At 70.4% G+C, this 16,371-nt stretch carries 15 protein-coding genes; 10 read left to right on the top strand and 5 right to left on the bottom strand.

Annotation, left to right across the window (positions count from 1 at the left end):
* The first annotated feature begins 85 nt into the window (after positions 1–85).
* Positions 86–1,105, top strand: coding sequence for a helix-turn-helix transcriptional regulator (locus ACK1X7_RS38030; protein ID WP_385140539.1), 1,020 nt, complete (start codon positions 86–88; stop codon positions 1,103–1,105).
* 58 nt (positions 1,106–1,163) lie between these two features.
* Here ACK1X7_RS38030 and ACK1X7_RS38025 read toward each other — a convergent pair whose 3' ends face one another.
* Entirely contained in the window at positions 1,164–1,958 is a 795-nt protein-coding gene (locus ACK1X7_RS38025) for an IclR family transcriptional regulator (RefSeq protein WP_390794477.1), read from the bottom strand.
* A 169-nt stretch (positions 1,959–2,127) separates the two neighbouring features.
* On the opposite strand from ACK1X7_RS38025, the gene ACK1X7_RS38020 reads away from it, so the two are divergent.
* The 3 genes from ACK1X7_RS38020 (at position 2,128) to ACK1X7_RS38010 (ending at position 5,570) form a co-directional block, all read left to right on the top strand.
* Entirely contained in the window at positions 2,128–4,053 is a 1,926-nt protein-coding gene (locus ACK1X7_RS38020) for a GDSL-type esterase/lipase family protein (RefSeq protein ID WP_413116337.1), read from the top strand.
* Entirely contained in the window at positions 4,050–4,508 is a 459-nt protein-coding gene (locus tag ACK1X7_RS38015) for a cytidine deaminase family protein (protein WP_385140547.1), read from the top strand. The genes ACK1X7_RS38020 and ACK1X7_RS38015 overlap by 4 nt, the downstream gene beginning before the upstream one ends.
* Positions 4,509–4,604: 96 nt before the next feature.
* Positions 4,605–5,570 (top strand): LLM class F420-dependent oxidoreductase, encoded by a 966-nt coding sequence (locus ACK1X7_RS38010; protein ID WP_385140550.1) that lies wholly within the window; start codon positions 4,605–4,607, stop codon positions 5,568–5,570.
* Here the strand turns inward: ACK1X7_RS38010 and ACK1X7_RS38005 are convergent.
* Positions 5,557–6,471, bottom strand: coding sequence for a LysR family transcriptional regulator (locus ACK1X7_RS38005; protein WP_385140553.1), 915 nt, complete (start codon positions 6,469–6,471; stop codon positions 5,557–5,559). The genes ACK1X7_RS38010 and ACK1X7_RS38005 overlap by 14 nt on opposite strands.
* A gap of 520 nt (positions 6,472–6,991) precedes the next feature.
* Here ACK1X7_RS38005 and sfnG point away from each other — a divergent pair.
* The 4 genes from sfnG to ACK1X7_RS37985 all read left to right on the top strand — a co-directional run bounded on the left by sfnG (position 6,992) and on the right by ACK1X7_RS37985 (position 11,140).
* Complete coding sequence (gene sfnG / locus ACK1X7_RS38000; protein WP_413116336.1) at positions 6,992–8,101, top strand: dimethylsulfone monooxygenase SfnG; 1,110 nt, start codon at positions 6,992–6,994, stop codon at positions 8,099–8,101.
* A 91-nt stretch (positions 8,102–8,192) separates the two neighbouring features.
* Complete coding sequence (ssuE, locus tag ACK1X7_RS37995) at positions 8,193–8,747, top strand: NADPH-dependent FMN reductase (RefSeq protein ID WP_059144288.1); 555 nt, start codon at positions 8,193–8,195, stop codon at positions 8,745–8,747.
* Positions 8,748–8,749: 2 nt separating this feature from the next.
* Complete coding sequence (locus tag ACK1X7_RS37990; RefSeq protein ID WP_385140559.1) at positions 8,750–9,949, top strand: SfnB family sulfur acquisition oxidoreductase; 1,200 nt, start codon at positions 8,750–8,752, stop codon at positions 9,947–9,949.
* A gap of 30 nt (positions 9,950–9,979) precedes the next feature.
* On the top strand, positions 9,980–11,140 hold the full coding sequence (locus ACK1X7_RS37985) for an LLM class flavin-dependent oxidoreductase (RefSeq protein ID WP_413116335.1): 1,161 nt from the start codon (positions 9,980–9,982) through the stop codon (positions 11,138–11,140).
* Between the two features lie 18 nt (positions 11,141–11,158).
* Here ACK1X7_RS37985 and ACK1X7_RS37980 read toward each other — a convergent pair whose 3' ends face one another.
* Positions 11,159–12,088 (bottom strand): NmrA family NAD(P)-binding protein, encoded by a 930-nt coding sequence (locus ACK1X7_RS37980; protein WP_413116334.1) that lies wholly within the window; start codon positions 12,086–12,088, stop codon positions 11,159–11,161.
* A gap of 87 nt (positions 12,089–12,175) precedes the next feature.
* Between ACK1X7_RS37980 and ACK1X7_RS37975 the strand changes: the two genes are divergently transcribed.
* Positions 12,176–12,529, top strand: coding sequence for a winged helix-turn-helix transcriptional regulator (locus ACK1X7_RS37975; RefSeq protein WP_385140565.1), 354 nt, complete (start codon positions 12,176–12,178; stop codon positions 12,527–12,529).
* Between the two features lie 44 nt (positions 12,530–12,573).
* Here ACK1X7_RS37975 and ACK1X7_RS37970 read toward each other — a convergent pair whose 3' ends face one another.
* Positions 12,574–14,073 (bottom strand): sensor histidine kinase, encoded by a 1,500-nt coding sequence (locus tag ACK1X7_RS37970; protein ID WP_385140568.1) that lies wholly within the window; start codon positions 14,071–14,073, stop codon positions 12,574–12,576.
* Complete coding sequence (locus tag ACK1X7_RS37965) at positions 14,060–14,740, bottom strand: response regulator transcription factor (protein ID WP_390794480.1); 681 nt, start codon at positions 14,738–14,740, stop codon at positions 14,060–14,062. The genes ACK1X7_RS37970 and ACK1X7_RS37965 overlap by 14 nt, the downstream gene beginning before the upstream one ends.
* Before the next feature lie 236 nt (positions 14,741–14,976).
* Between ACK1X7_RS37965 and ACK1X7_RS37960 the strand changes: the two genes are divergently transcribed.
* On the top strand, positions 14,977–16,368 hold the full coding sequence (locus ACK1X7_RS37960; RefSeq protein WP_385140574.1) for a hypothetical protein: 1,392 nt from the start codon (positions 14,977–14,979) through the stop codon (positions 16,366–16,368).
* Positions 16,369–16,371: the final 3 nt, after the last annotated feature.

Here is a 16,371-nt window from a genome sequence, read left to right as displayed (position 1 = left end):
CCGAAAGCCTTCCTTCGGCGGTAACAAACAACGTCTAGCGTGCCGTTGATCGAATCGTTTCATCGACGCGCTGGAGCCGCCGCCAGTGGACAGCAGAGCATCCGTATCCGCATCCGACGAGACCCCTGCCACGAGCCCGAGCCCCTGGGCCGCGGCAGGGGTCTCCGACTTCGACGAAGCGCTGTACCACGCGATCCTCCACCAGCCCGAGGCGGGCATCGCCGTCTGGTCACGGCTGATCGGCGCGTCCCCGGCCCGCGTCCGCCGCGCCTGCGCCCGACTGCTCCGCCTCGGCCTGATCCAGGCCCCCGACTCCACCGGGGGACTGCGGCCCGTGGACCCCCGTATCGCCGTACGGGCCCTCATCCGCAAGCGCGAGAGCGAATCCGACCTGCTCGCCGCCACCGCCGACGACATGGCCAAGATCTACGCCGCCGGGCTGCTGCGCGTCGAACCCTCCTCGCTCATCGAGGTGGTCTGCGGGGAAAGCGCCAACGCCGCACGGCTGGAGGAGCTGTACGCCCGCGCCGAACACGAGGTCTGCCTCTTCGACTCCCCGCCCTACCTCGCCCCGCTCACCCCGCAACTGGATCTCCAGAGCGAGGTGCTGCGCCGTGGGGTCGCCTACCGCACCCTGTACTCCATCACCTCGCTGGAATCCCCCGACCTGCTGGCCTACGCGGAGGGCATGGTCGCGCTCGGCGAACAGGCCCGTGTGCTGCCGACCGTCCCCATGAAGCTGCTGGTGGTCGACGGTCGCACCGCGATGCTGCCGCTGACCAGCTCGGACGTCGGTCTGGCCTACTCCGCGGTGATCGTGCGGCACTCCGCCCTCACCGACGCCCTCCAGACGCTCTTCGAGACCTTCTGGCAGCAGGGGACTCCGCTGAGCGGTACGCCGGACGACGGTGACGAGGAGCTGAGCGCGGTGGACCGCCGACTGGTCGGCCTGCTCGCGGCGGGCATGAAGGACGAGGCCATCGCCCGCCATCTCGGGGTGAGTCTGCGCACCCTGCGCCGCCGGGTCAGCGACCTCCAGCTCCGGCTGGCCGCCACCGGCCGTTTCCAGGCCGGAGTGCGCGCGGCCCACCGGGGCTGGGCCTGAAAGCCCACCGGGGCGGCTGGGCTTGAAAGCCCACCGGGGCTGGGCCTGAACGAGCCGTCTACGGGCGCCACTGCGGACTCGCGCCGGTCCCTCTCGGCACGACCGCCTCGATCTTCGCCCGGATCTCCCGCATCACCCCGACGATCCGCTCCTCCCGCCCCTCCGTCAGCCGGGCCGTCGGCACGGAGCAACTGATCGCGTCCACCGCCGGGACGTCGTACCGCAGGGCGAACCCGAAGCCCACGATGCCCACGACCCCCTCCTCCCGGTCGACCGCGTGGCCCCGCTCCCGCACCCGCGCCAGATCGGCGAGGAGCGCGGCGCGGGTGCGGTGGGTGTTGGGCGTCATCGGCGTCAACTCCTCACCGTTCAGCGGGAGTTCGCCGTCGATCCGCTCGGCGAGCAGCGCCTTCCCCAGGGCCCCCACATGGGCCGGAAGCCGCCGCCCGACCCGGCTGAACGGGCGGAGGTACTCATGCGACTCACGGGTGGCCAGATAGACGACATCGCCGCCGTCCAGCCGGGCGAGATGAATGGTCTCGCCCAGCGCGTCGGACGCCTCGTCCAGATACGGCCGCGCCGCCCGCACCCGTGGGTCGCTGTCCAGATAGCTGGTGCCGGTGAGCAGCGCGCGGATGCCGATCCCGTACAGCGAGCCGGTGACGTCGGTACGCACCCAGCCGCGGTCGATCAGGGTCTTGAGCAGGGCGTACATACTGCTGCGCGGGACCCCCAGCTCCTCGGCCAGCTCGCGCAGCCGGGCGGGCTGGTCGCCGCGCGCGGCAAGCAACTCCAGCAGTTCCACGGTGCGGCCCGCGGACTTCACCTCGCGCACCCCACCGGTTTCCGCCATGGCGCACATCGTAACCGTGGCCGCACACCTTGACGTTGAACCGATTCATCGCTTCCATCGTGAGGCGACCAAGCCTGGGAGCGCTCCCAGGCCCACTCCCGCACCCTCCCCCGAGAGGACCCCCATGCCATCGATTCCGCCCGTCTTACGCAGACTGCTTCTCCTTGTCATGACCGCGTCGCTTTGTGTGCTGGGGCTGAGCATCGGCACCACCGCACGGGCAGCGGCCCTGGGAAACGGCTCGGTGACCGACCCCAACATCGCCTACACCGGCCGCTGGGACCTCGGCTCCGCCACCGCCGCCGTCCCCAACTGGACCGGCGGCTACCTCCGGACGGCGTTCACCGGCACCACGGTGAAGATCAAGGCCCGAGATGCGGTGAACTTCTACGCCAGCGTCGACGGCGGCACCGATGTCTTCTACGCGGGTGTCAGGGGCACCGTGAACCTCACCCCGACGCCACTCCCTCAGGGCAACCACACCCTCCGCGTCTCCTACCGCTCCGGTGACACCGTCTTCCAGGGCCTGGTCCTCGACTCGGGCGCGGGCACGGTGGCCCCCCGCGTCCCGTCCGGGCTCATCGAGTTCGTGGGCGACTCCATCACCGCCGGTGCCCTCACGGACCGGCTCGCGCTGGACTCGTACGGCTGGAAGACCGGCGAACAGCTCGGCATGCGGCACACCCAGATCGCCCGCTCGGGCTACTGCCTGGTCGGCAAGGGCGGCTGTGTGGGCCTCGCCGCCCAGTTCTTCAAGACGGCTTCCACCGGCGACCAGAACTGGGACTTCTCCCGCTACCAGGCGAGCGCGGTGGTCATCAATCTCGGCACCAACGACATCGGGCACGGCGTCACGGGCACCGAGTTCCAGTCGGCGTACACCGCCCTCCTGCGCGACATCCGCGCGAAGTACCCGAACGCGGCCCTCTTCGCCGTCCAGACCCTCAAGAAGCGCTATCCGGCGGAGACCAGGGCGGCGGTGAGCGCGCGCAACGGCGCGGGGGACGCGAAGGTGTACTACGTCGACACCAGCGGCTGGCTCACCGACGGCACGGACTACGAGGATGGCAACGGCCACCCCAACGAGGCGGGCCACACCAAGTTCGCCAACCGTCTGGCCCCGGTCATCGCCGCGAAACTCGGCTCCGCACCCCTCAAGGCCGCCGCACCCGGGCGGCCGGGCGACCCCAACATCAGGTTCAGCGGCCGCTGGGACACCAAGAGCTCCACCACCGCCTACACCCCCTACTGGGCGGGCGCGTACTTCCGCACCGGCTTCACCGGCCGCACCGTCAAGCTCGAGCAGCGGGGTGCGATCGACCTGTGGGCCAGCATCGACGGCGGCCCGGCGACGTTCTACGACGAGGCCAAGGGCACGGTGAACCTCACCCCCACCCCGCTCGCCGCCGGAAACCACACCCTTCAGGTCAACTATCAGGTGATCGCGGGCAGTTATCACGGGGACGCGGTCTTCCAGGGCCTGACCCTCGACAGCGGCGCCACCACCTTCACCCCGTCCACCCCGAAGAAGCTGATCGAATTCGTCGGCGACTCCATCACCGTCGGCACCACCACCTCGCAGAACGCCCGCACCGCCTACGGCTGGCTCATCGGCGAACGGCTCGGCGCCGACCACACCCAGATCGCCCAGGGCGGCGCCGCGCTCGTCGACACCGCCGACGACCGGATGAGCCTGGAGCAGCAGTTCACCAAGCTGAACCCCAACGCCGCCACGCCCGACTGGGACTTCTCCCGCTACCAGGCGAGCGCCGTCGTCATCAACCTGGGCACCAATGACGTGGGGCGCGGGGTGAGCTCGGCGCGGTTCCAGACGTCGTACACCAGCCTGCTCCGTAAGGTCCGCACCGCCTACCCGAACGCCTGGATCTTCGCCCTGCGCACCTTCAGCGGCCGCTTCGGCACCGAGACCAAGGCCGCCGTCACCGCCTTCGGCGACGCGAAGTCGTCCTACGTCGACACCACCGGCTGGCTCGCCTCCGACGACCTCTCGGACTCGGTCCACCCCAACGACAAGGGCCACCGCACCATCACCGACCGCCTGGCCCCGGTCATCTCTGCCAAGCTCCAGGCATGACCACGCCTCATTCCGTCGACCATGACCTCATCCGGGCCGCGGCCCAGGTGGCGGCCGCGCGCGGCCGCGGCGACAACCACACCGTGGCGGCCGCGGCCCGCGACCGGGACGGGCGGATCATCACCGCGATGAACGCCTACCACTTCACCGGCGGCCCCTGCGCCGAGCTCGTCGTCATCGGCGCGGCGGCCGCCCAGGGCGCGTACGACCTGGTGACCATGGTGGCCGTGGGCGACCGCGACCGCGGGGTGATCCCTCCCTGCGGCCGCTGCCGCCAGGTGATGCTCGACTACTTCCCGGACCTGCGCGTCATCGTCGGCGCGGGCGGGCGCCCGCGCGCCGTGCCCGTCGCCGAGCTGCTCCCCGAGAGCTACCGCTGGCAGGACCACCAGGAGCACGACGACCAGCAGGGGCGCGACGACCGCCAGGAGCACGACGACCGGCCCGCGCCGTGACCGCGTCCCGCGTCTACCGCAGGTGAGCCGCCACGACCCACGGTGACCAGCCCGTTCGTCTCGTTTGGACGCCGGAGGGGGCGGTACTCGGGAGCCATGGTTCGATGGGGATACACGATGATGACCGAGCAGGCCGGACCACGTCAGCTCGTCGGCGACGTGGTCCGGGCCGAGCAGGTCGGGTTCGACTTCTCGGTGACCTCCGACCACTACTTCCCGTGGCTGGACTCACAGGGGCACGCCCCGTATGCCTGGAGCGTGCTGGGCGCCGCCGCGCAGGCCACGTCCTCGATCCCGCTGACGACGTATGTCACCTGCCCTACCGTGCGCTATCACCCGGCGGTGGTCGCGCAGAAGGCGGCGACGCTCCAGCTACTGTCCGAGGGGCGGTTCCGGCTGGGGCTCGGATCCGGTGAGAACCTGAACGAGCATGTGATCGGGCAGGGCTGGCCGTCGGCCGATGTGCGCCACGAGATGCTGGAAGAGGCGATCGAGATCATCCGGGCGCTGTTCGGCGGTGGCTATGTCACCCACCACGGCACCCACTACGACGTCGACTCGGCGAAGCTGTGGGATCTGCCGGACCAGCCGCCGCCCATCGGCGTGGCCGTCTCCGGGCCGCAGTCGTGCCGGCTGGCCGGGCGGCTGGCCGACATCCTGATCGCCACGGAGCCCAAGTCCGAGCTGGTGGGGGACTTCGAGCGCAACGGCGGTGGTGAGAAGCCCCGGATCGGCCAGATCCCGGTCTGCTACGACCCCGACCGGGACGCGGCGATCGCCCGCGCGCATGACCAGTTCCGCTGGTTCGGGAGCGGCTGGAAGGTCAACTCGGAGCTGCCGGGGCCCGCCTCCTTCGCGGGCGCCACCCAGTTCGTCCGGCCCGACGACGTGGCCGCGTCCATTCCGTGCGGCGATGACGTCGAGGAGTTCACGGAGCTGATCCGGCCCTTCGTCGACGCGGGCTTCACGGACGTCGCCCTCGTCCAGATCGGCGGTGACCATCAGCGGCCGTTCCTGGACTGGGCCGAGAAGCGGCTGCTGCCCGCGCTCAGGGAGCTGTAGGGGTCCCCGCGCGCCGTACGAAGAGCTGGTGCAGATCGCGTACGGCGCGCGGGACGGAGCCCGAGCGGCGGCGCTGGATCACCAGCAGCACCTCGGTGTCCTCGCCGTCCGCTAGCGGCCGGTGGGTGATCGTGCCACCGCGCTCCAGGGGGTCGCCGATGACGCTGAAGTCGGGGAGCACGGTGACGCCGAGCCCCTCGGCCACCATCAGCTTGCCCATCTCGGCGCCGTCGGTGGAGTACGAGAAGGACGGGGTGCGCCCGGCCAGCAGCCGGTGGATGAAGCGGTGCATGAGATAGCCGGAGCGCATCACGATCAGCGGTTCGCGCCCGTCCACCAGGTCCGCCGCGCTCACCGCCGGACGGGCGGCCAGCGGGCTGTCGGGGCGCAGACAGACCACCGGGCGGCCGCGCAGCAGCTCGGTGGTCTCGAGGTCGGGCGGGACGTCGTCCCCCCGGAGGTAGTTGACCAGGCCCAGGTCGACGCCGCCCTCCAGCAGCGCCCGGTGGATCTCGGTCTGCTGCGCGCCCACCACCTCGACCTGGGTCACCGGGTGGGTCGCGCGGAACTCCCGGACGGCCGGGATCAGCAGCGGGACCGTCGCGGTGTTGACCGTGCCCAGCCGGATCATCCGGCTGACCCGGTGCTGGTCACCGGCGGCGCCGCGCAGCCGGTCGACGGCCTCGATGACGGTGGCGATATGCGGCAGCAACTCCCGCCCCTCCGCGCTGATCGTGGCGCCGGAGCGCTTGCGCTCCAGCAGATCCACACCGAGTTCGCGTTCGAGATTGCGTACGGTCTCGCTGAGCGCCGGCTGGGACAGATGCAGTTCCTCGGCGGCGCGGCGGAGCGATCCGAGGCGGGTGACCGCGGCGATGTATTCGAGCTGTTCAATGCGCACACGGCGCACCCTGCCCGCCAGGTGCGCCCGCTTCAAGGGGATCCCTATCACGGTCTCATGAATACCGACTCACTCCCCGGCCCGCGTCCCGGGTAATCTCGAAGCGGGCGCCGCGGAATTCCGCGGCCCGGCCCATGCGTCCGGGATATGGAATGGCGCCCGGGCCTTCTTGACCGGCAGGACTTCTCCCTGGTTGGATCGGTGACATGAAGCGACAGGACCTCACGCGGCGACGCCATGTCGACCTCGCGCGTGTCTCCAGCGCGTCCTGTTGCTGTCCGGCTTGACCTGACGCCGGGTCCGAGCGAGCCCTGAGGGATCGCCTCCGCTTCGCTCCCCGCCGCCTCCCATGATCGGGAAAGGCTTTTAGCCGCCGCCACCGAGTTAAATGTGGCCGCGCTGCCCCGCCTTTGCGCTCATTCGCGCTGCCCGGTCTTTCCGCGCCCCGCCCCGGATGAATTCCGCTCGACGCCGGGGCGCCGATTCGTCATGCCCGTATTCGCTCCACCGGGAGTTCCCCATGCCCGCAGAACCCCTCCGTTTCGCCTATTGGGTGCCCAATGTCAGCGGCGGACTGGTCACCAGCACCATCGAGCAGCGCACCGACTGGGGCTACGACTACAACCGCGATCTGGCCGTGCTCGCCGAGAACAACGGCTTCGACTACGCCCTCAGCCAGGTCCGCTACATGGCCAGCTATGGCGCCGAGTACCAGCATGAGTCGACCAGTTTCAGCCTCGCGCTGCTGCTGGCCACCCAGCGGCTGAAGGTCATCGCCGCCGTCCACCCCGGGCTGTGGCATCCCGGCGTCCTGGCCAAGCTGGGCGCCACCGCCGATCATCTGTCCGACGGGCGGTTCGCGGTGAACGTCGTCAGCGGCTGGTTCAAGGGCGAGTTCACCGCGCTGGGCGAGCCCTGGCTGGAGCATGACGAGCGCTACCGCCGCTCCGAGGAGTTCATCCGGGCGCTGCGCGCGATCTGGACCGAGGACCACGCCGAACTGGCCGGGGACTTCTACCGGATCCGGGACTTCTCCCTCAAGCCCAAGCCGCTGAGCAGCCCGGGGCGCCCGCATCCGGAGATCTTCCAGGGTGGCAACTCCACCGCCGCCCGCGCCATGGCGGGCCGGGTCTCGGACTGGTACTTCAGCAACGGCAAGGACTTCGACGGCGTCACCGAGCAGATCGGCGACGTCCGCGCCGCCGCCGCCACCGTCGGCCGCCCCGCGCCCGGTTTCGGCCTCAACGCCTTCCTCATCGCCCGCGACACCGAGGCCGAGGCCCGCAAGACCCTCCGCGAGATCGTCGCCAAGGCCGACACCGAGGCCGTGGACGGCTTCCGCGGCGCCGTCCAGCAGGCGGGCCGGTCCACCGCCGACGGCAAGGGCATGTGGCAGGACTCATCCTTCGAGGACCTGGTCCAGTACAACGACGGCTTCCGTACGGGGCTGATCGGCACCCCCGAGCAGATCGCCGAGCGCATCGTCGCCTACAAGCGGCTCGGCGTGGACCTCTTCCTGCTGGGCTTCCTGCACTACCTGGAGGAGGTCGAGTACTTCGGCAAGCGGGTGCTGCCGCTGGTCCGCGAGCTGGAGGCGGAGCTGCCGGAGCCGGTGCCCGCGCTGTCCTGACCCCGCCGCCGTTCCCGCCGCCGATCCCACCGGCTCCCGATCCCACCGGCTCCCGATCCCACCGCCCCGACCGCATCACGAAGGGTTGCTCATGGCCACCGTCCTGTCCCTCTCCGGCTCCCCCTCCGCCACCTCCCGCACCGCCCGGCTGCTGCGCCACCTGGACGCCCGGCTGACCGCCCAGGGCCATCAGGTGGTGCCGCTCGACGTGCGCACCCTGCCCGCCGCCGCGCTGCTCGGCGCGGACTTCTCGCATCCGGCCATCGTCCGGGCCAAGGCGCTGGTCGAGCAGGCGGACGGGCTCGTCGTGGGCACACCGGTCTACAAGGCCGCCTACTCCGGGCTGCTGAAGTCCCTGCTGGATCTGCTGCCGCAGTACGCGCTCGCGGGCAAGACCGTGCTGCCGCTGGCCACCGGTGGCACCACCGCCCATGTGCTGGCCATCGACTACGCGCTGCGGCCGGTGCTCTCCTCCATGGGCGCGGCCCATATCGTCCAGGGCTGGTTCACCCTGGACAAGGACATCACGGTGGAGCCGGACGGCGGGGTGAGCGTGGCGGCCGGGGCCGCCGAGGCGCTGGAGCAGGTCGTCGACCAGTTCTCGGCGGCGCTCGGCCACACCACCGTCCTGGCCGCGGCGAGCTGACCGTGTCGTCCCTGCCCGAGCCCGCCCATGTCATCGCCGATGACACCGAGGCGCTGAAGGTGGCCGCGGCGCTGGCCGAGGAGTTCCGTACCGGCGCCGCCGAGCGCGACGCACGGCGCAGGCTGCCACGTGCCGAACTGGACCGGCTGTCCGCGTCCGGGCTGCCGGCGATCACCGTCCCGGCGGAGTACGGCGGCGCGGATGTGTCGGCCGTGACCCTCGCCGAGGTGTTCCGGCTGCTCGCCGCCGCCGACGCCAGCCTCGCCCAGATCCCGCAGAGCCACTTCTCGTATATCAATGTGCTGCGCCGTCAGGGCACCAAGGCACAACAGGCGTTCTTCTTCGGCGAGGTGCTGGCGGGGAAGCGGTTCGGCAACGCCCAGTCGGAGGCGGGCACCCGGCACCTCCAGGACATCCGCACCCGCCTCGCCCCGGCCGCCGACGGCTCGTACACCCTGACCGGTGTCAAGCACTACTCCACCGGTGCGCTGTTCGCCGACTGGATCCCGGTGCTGGCCCGGGCGGCGGACGACGAACTGCATGTGGCCTATGTGCCACGGGACGCGCCCGGTCTGACCGTCGTGGACGACTGGGACGGCATGGGCCAGCGGACGACCGCGAGCGGCACCGTCCGGCTGGCGGCCGTGCCCGTCCCGGCAGACCGGGTCGTACCGCACCATCTCACCTTTCGCGGTCCCCAACTGCACGGCGCCAGCGCGCAGTTGCTGCACGCGGCCATCGACGCGGGGATCGCCTCGGGGGCGCTGGCGGAGGCGGTGACCTTCGTCCGTACCAAGAGCCGTCCCTGGTTCGAGAGCGGCTTCGAGACCGCCGCCGAGGATCCGCTGCTCATTCAGCGCTTCGGTGAGCTGGCCCTCCAGGTCCGGGGCGCCGAGGCCCTGCTGTCCGCCGCCGCCCGGGCGGTGGACGCCGCCCGTGGCCACCTCGACGAGGACACCGCGGCCGAGGCGTCGATCGCGGTGGCCGCGGCGAAGGTGGCGGCGGCCAACGCGGCCGTGGAGACCGGCAGTTCGCTGTTCGAGGTGTCCGGCACCCGCTCGGCCCTGGACGCCCTGGGCCTGCACCGCCACTGGCGGGACGCCCGTACGCACACCCTGCACGACCCGGCCCGCTGGAAGGTCCAGCACATCGGCCGCTATGTGCTGAACGGCACGAAGCCACCCCGCCACGGCCTCCTGTAGCACCTGCTCACCCTTGATCGGAGTCGCGCCATGTCCCTCACCTTCCACTGGTTCCTGCCCACCAACGGCGACAGCCGCCATGTCGTCGGCGGTGGCCATGGCACCCCCGTCACCTCGGCCGGAGGGGACCGCCCGCCGTCCGTCGGCTATCTCACCCAGATCGCCCGCGCCGCCGAACACCTCGGCTTCGAAGGCGCTCTCACCCCGACCGGCGCCTGGTGCGAGGACGCCTGGCTGACCACCGCGATGGTCAGCCAGCACACCGAGCGGCTGAAGTTCCTGGTGGCCTTCCGGCCCGGCTTCCTCTCGCCCACCTTCGCCGCCCAGATGGCCTCCACCTACCAGCGGCAGACCGGCGGCCGGTTGATGCTCAACGTGGTCACCGGCGGCGAGAGCCATGAGCAGCGCGCCTACGGCGACTTCCTCGACAAGGACGCCCGCTACGCCCGCACCGGCGAGTTCCTGGGCATCGTCCGCGACCTGTGGGACGGCAAGACCGTCGATGCCACCGGTGAACACCTCCAGGTCGAGGGCGCCAAGCTGGCCCGGCTCCCCGATCCGCTCCCGCAGGTGTACTTCGGCGGCTCCTCCCCCGCCGCGGGCCAGGTCGCCGCCCGCCATTCGGATGTCTACCTCACCTGGGGCGAACCCCCCGCCGAGGTCGCCAAGAAGATCGCCTGGATCCGCTCCCTCGCCGCCGAACAGGGCCGTACGATCCGCTTCGGCATCCGGCTGCATGTCATCACCCGCGACACCGCCGAGCAGGCATGGGCCGAGGCCGGCCGACTGCTCGACGGGTTCGACCCGGAGACCGTGCGCTCCATCCAGGCCGGGCTCGGCCGCAGCGAGTCCGAGGGCCAGCAGCGCATGCTCGCCCTGCACGGCGGCAGTCTGGACAACCTCGAGATCTACCCCAACCTCTGGGCCGGGGTGGGCCTGGTCCGCGGTGGCGCGGGCACGGCTCTGGTGGGCAGCCACGCCGAGGTCGCCGAGCGGATCGCCGAATACCACCGCCTCGGGATCGACGAGTTCATCCTGTCCGGCTATCCGCATCTGGAGGAGGCGTACTGGTTCGGCGAGGGCGTCCTGCCCCTGCTGCGGCGGCAGGGCCTGTGGTCCCACCCCTTCCACTCCCCCGCCACCGCCGAACAGCCCACCGCCCAGGTCCCGTTCGCGGCGGCGGGGAGCTGACGGCGTAAGGCTCGGTGGTCAGGCTCCCATCCACCCGGTGCGGCGCAGCCAGTCCTCGAAGGTCATCAAGTCGGGGTGCAGGCGGCGCAGCAGGGTGATGTCCCGGTCGCGGGTGTAAAGGTCTCGGTCGGCGAAGAACTGGAACATCGCCACGTAGTCGTGTCCGAAGTCAGGGACGGCAGCGCGCAGGTCGTCGTGCGGCATCGGGACGTACGTGCTGGGGACGCCTGTCACCTGTGCGAAGGTGGCGGCGATCTCGTCGCCGGTGAGGCTGTCGCCGATCACCGCCAGGTCGCGGGCGCCCCAGCCCTGCCAGTTGTCGAACATGTGGCCGACGAACCAGCCGATGTCGTCGAGGGCGATGAGCGGGTAGCCGGCAGCGCCGAGGGGGAGCCTGAAGACCAGGCCACCCCGACCATCCGGTCGGGGAGTGAGGCGGTAACGCAGATTCTCGAAGTACGGCGCCGTGGTGAGCACCGACACGTGGTTCGTGTACCAGCCATCGGCCTCCTGGCGGAGCATCTCCTCCGACCGCATCAGGCCGATGTGGGCAGCCACGGCGGCCTTGCTGTCGAAGTGCGGGACGGGATTGCCGGTCAGGGTCACCGCGCTGTCCAACGAGGACCAGATGAACCGCTCCACGCCCGCTCGCGCCGCGGCGGCCAGCAGATCCAGCCCTTGCCGGTACTCGCCCACGGCGCTGCCCGTCGCGAAGAAGTCGGTGTTGGCGAACACGCGATCGGCGTTCCCGACCAGAGTGTCGACGGCCGCCGGGTCGAAGCGGACCAGTTCCACGCGGCCGGGCGCGGAAGCGGCGAGTTCGACGGCGTGGGCGGACTCCGGGTCGCGGGTGGGGACGGTGATGGCAGCGTCCGTGGTGCTGAGCAGCCGTTGGATCACATGTCGGCCCATGGCCCCGGTGCCGCCGACGACGAGGATGTGGGTCATGGCTTCCTTCCCTCGGTAGTTCCTGCCGGGGACGCTAGTAAGGCGCCAGGTACCTCCTGGTTCCTGGTGGCGGGCTATCGTCGGGGCGTGTATGAGTACCCCGGCAGCGACTTCCTCGCCGACTGCCCGGCCCGGTTGGCGATCGAGATCATCGCCGACAAGTGGGCCGTGGTCGTGCTGTTCGCGTTGAGCCGGCAACCCTGCCGGCATGGCGAACTGGTCGACCTGATCGGCGGGATCTCGCGGAAGGTGCTGACCCAGACGCTGCGGCGGTTGCAGGGGTACGGACTGGTCGACCGCCACGCCGGGGACGGGAAGGTCGTATACGTGCTGACCGACCTCGGCCGGACGCTGGTGAAGCCGATCGCCGTGTTGACCGAGTGGGCCCACGTACACGGCGGGGGCGTGGTGGAGTTCCAGGAGTCCCAGTCGGACTGCTGACTTCGGCGATCGTCTGGTCCGAAGGGCTACCGCGGTGAGGCGCGTCATTTCTCGGCTGGGGCGAGGGCTCGGGGAAGGCGTAGCTGGAAGCATGCTCCGAGGGTTCGGGGGGTGAGGGTGAGGGTGCCTCGATGGCGGTGGGCCAGGTCGCGGGCGATGGCGAGGCCCAGGCCGGTGCCGCCGTGGTCGCGGGAGCGGGCGTCGTCGAGCCGGACGAAGCGTTCGAAGATGCGTTCGGCGTCCTCGGTGGGCACGCCCGGTCCGTCGTCGTGCACCGTGAGGACGACCCAGGCGTCCTGGTTTCGGATGGTGATCTGGATGCGGTGTGCCGCGTGGCGGGCCGCGTTGTCGATGAGATTGCGCAGCAGCCGTTCGTATTCGCCGAGGTTTCCGTGGGCGTGTGCGGGGGCGGTGCTGTCGCAGGTGAGGGTCAACGGTCGTTCGGTGAGGGGGTATTGCTCGGTCATCCGGGAGGCGAGGGCTGTCAGGTCGACGGTTTCGGGGCCGGCTGTGGGGGTGCGGGTGTCGAGGCGGGCGAGGAGCAGCAGGTCTTCGGCGAGGGCCTGGAGGCGGCGGGTCTGCCGTGCGGCGGTGGTGGCCGCGGCGGGCCAGTCGGTGCGTTCCGGGTAGGCGAGCGCGACTTCCAGGCTGGCCAGCAGTGTGGTGAGGGGGCTGCGCAGTTCGTGGGCGGCGTCCGCGACGAAGCGGCGTTGCTGGGCGGCGGCGTTGTCGAGGCGCTGGAGGGTGGTGTTGATGGTGGTGGCCAGGGCGGTGATCTCGTGTCCCGTGGCGGGGACGGTGACGCGTTCGCGGGGGTCGTTCGCGGTGACCGAGGCGGTGAGGACGCGGATGGCCTCGACCGGCCGCAGCGCGATGCGGACGGTGAAGTAGGCGATGGCGGCGATCAGCACAAGGCCGACGAGCCCGGCCCGCAGCAGCAGGTCGTCGGTGGTCCTGGTGATCGCCTCGGCTGTGTCCGGAAGTACCACCACATAGGCCCGCAGCGTGGCGTCGGCGGTGACGCCCAGAGCGGCGGCCTTGTCGCTTCCCAGCTCACCGGCCCAGATGTCGTGGTACAAGACCAAGTAGGTCTTGCCGGCCAAGTCGTACCCGTGCACGGGGTTGTAGTCGCGGCGCTCCGGTATGCGCAGGGGCCACCTCGTATAGCCCCCGAGGTCACTGTCATCCTTTGGTGTCGGGGCGGAGAGCGCGGGTGGAGCGGGCAGCACATGGCGGCCGCGGGGATCGAAGTCCTGCATGGCTCCGCCGGAGGCGACAGCGGTGCGCCGGCCGGTCGCGACGACCTCGTACGGCGCGGCGCTTGCGGGACCGGGAACCGAACCATCCCTCAGCCGATCCACGAGAGCGGCGAGATTCCGCTCGGCACGGTTTTCGGCGATGGTCATGCTCTCGCGGTAGACCTCCTGGTGCACCCACCAGCCGGTGCCGACCAGGATGACGGCGGCGGCCGTTGCGGCGGCCAGGGCCGCGCGGGCTCGTACCGAACGCGGCCACCAGCGGCGTCGCGGCTCAGTCGCGTTCACGGTCGTCCACCAGCCGGTAGCCGGTGCCCCGTACGGTCTGGAGGGACTGCCGGTGGAACGCGGCGTCCACCTTCTTGCGGAGGGCGCTGACGCGCGCCTCCACCAGGTTGGGATCCTCGGCTTCGTCGGGCCACGCGTGATAGAGCAGATCCGATTTGGACACCGCCTGGCCCGCCCGGCGGGCCAGCAGCTCCAGCACGGCGAACTCCCTGGGCGTGAGTTCCACCCGGGCCCCGGCCCGGTGGCAGACCCGGCCGGCGACATCCAACGAGAGGTCGCCCACGGCAAGGACGGGCGGGGCGACTGTGGCGGCTCGTCTGACCAGGGCCCGCAGCCGGGCGACGAGCACGACGTAGGAGAAGGGTTTGGCCAGGTAGTCATCGGCCCCCGTGTCCAGGGCCTCTGCCTGATCCCACTCCCCGTCCTTGGCGGTGAGTACCAGGATGGGGGTCGCGTTGCCCTCCCGGCGCAACTGGGCGCAGACCTTGTAGCCGTTGAGACCGGGCAGCATCAAGTCCAGTACGACAAGGGCGTATTCGCCGGTCCGGGCCATCCACAGTCCGTGTCGGCCATCATGGGCGAGGTCGACGCTGTAGCCCTCGGCAGTGAGACCGGTGTGCAGGGTGTGGGCAAGGTCCACCTCGTCTTCGACCACCAGGATGCGCATGTGGCGCAGCCTTGCACAGTGCCGGCCCGCCTTCCTGATCGGCCGGTCAGGTTGGATCAGCATCCGGTCAACGGGGTCCGGGCACGCTGGCGGAGCTTCTTCGCCACTGCCGAAAGGCCCTGCTGCTGATGTCCCTTGATGAACGTGCCCCCGCCGTGGCCAGGACGGTTTCCCCTCCCGTACCCGCCCGTCGACCATCACCGGGCCCGGCCAAAGCCGTTGTCATCATCGCGCCCTTGTCGCTGACCATCGCTCTAGGGCTCTGGGGTATCCGCAGGAAGAACACCATGTGGGGGGACGAGTCCGTCACCTATCAGCTCGCGCACCGCGATTTATCGCAGATATGGCTCACCGCCCAGCAGATCGATCTGGTCCATGCCCTCCACTACGCCGTGATGCATGAGATCTTCGGCCTCTTCGGCAGAGGGCTGCTGACGTTGCGGCTGCCGTCTGTGCTGGCAATGTCCGTGGCGGCGAGTTTAGTCGGGCTTCTGGGGCTACGCCTGGCGGGACCCCGTGCCGGGCTGCTGGCCGGGCTGGTGTTTCCGCTTCTTCCGCAGGTACAGAAGTACGCGCAGGAAGGCCGCTCGTATGCCATGGTCTGTGCCCTGGTCACCTGGGCCACCTATGCGCTCGTGGTCAGCGTCCCGCATCGCGCCCGGTGGCGGTGGGCGGTCTATGGCTCCACCATGCTGCTGGCCTGTCTGCTCCATGAGTTCGCGGTTCTCGCCCTGGTCGCACACGGCGTCACACTGGTCGTCTCCCGTGTTCCAGGACCGGCGCTGAGGGCGTGGTGTGTGACCGCCGCGGGCGTTGTGGCCGGGCTGTTGCCGCTGGCGATCTGTAGTGCGGGGCAGTCGGGGCAGGTGTCCTGGATCGGCGGACCGGTGCGGCTTCGCTATCTCCTGGTTGTGGCGGTCGTGGGCGTGGCGTGTGCCCGGGTGCCCCTGGGGGTGAGGGGGCCCGTGCGGCTTTCCGTGCTGGCTTTGCCGATTCTTGTGCTCCCGGGCCTTCTGCTGCTGATCGTCTCACTGGTCAAGCCCCTTTTCGTCGACCGGTATGTGCTCTACAGCAATATCGGAATCGCGTTGCTGCTGGGCGCCTGGATGGATTACTTCCACCGGCGGCAGCGGTCTTCCCGCAACGCGTGGGTCGCGGCGGTTGCCGTACTGGCCGCGCTCGTCCCGCCGAGCCTTTCGCTGAGGACGCCCCAGAGCCGGAGCAATGACGTCACCGCCATCGGCGCCGCCGTACGCAAGGAAGGCCGTCCCGGCGACGGACTGCTCTATCTCTCCGGCCAGCACCGGCTCTTGACCGCGGCCAACCCCGAGGACACCCGTTTCCTGACGGATCTCGCCCTGGCACAGGACGCCGTTTCGTCGAACACACTTGCAGGTGTGGAGCTTCCCGCCCAGGACATCGCGGCACGCATGCTGGAATTCGACCGGATCGTCGCGGTCCGCGGCCCGGCGGGTGCGCACTCGCCCACCAACCCTCAGGAGGAAGCGAAAACAAGCACCCTGCGGCGCTACTTCCACAAGTACGGAACAACCCATGTCAACGGGGCGCGAGTCACCGTCTATGTCCGAGACCACGACCCAGCTCGCCCGGAGCGAGCGGTGGGGTGATGA

The sequence above is a fragment of the Streptomyces sp. CY-1 genome, assembly GCF_047218265.1.
Classification (GTDB): Bacteria; Actinomycetota; Actinomycetes; order Streptomycetales; family Streptomycetaceae; genus Streptomyces; species Streptomyces niphimycinicus.
The sequence above is the reverse complement of the archived record's forward strand: the minus strand, read 5'-3'. Positions and strand labels throughout refer to the sequence as shown.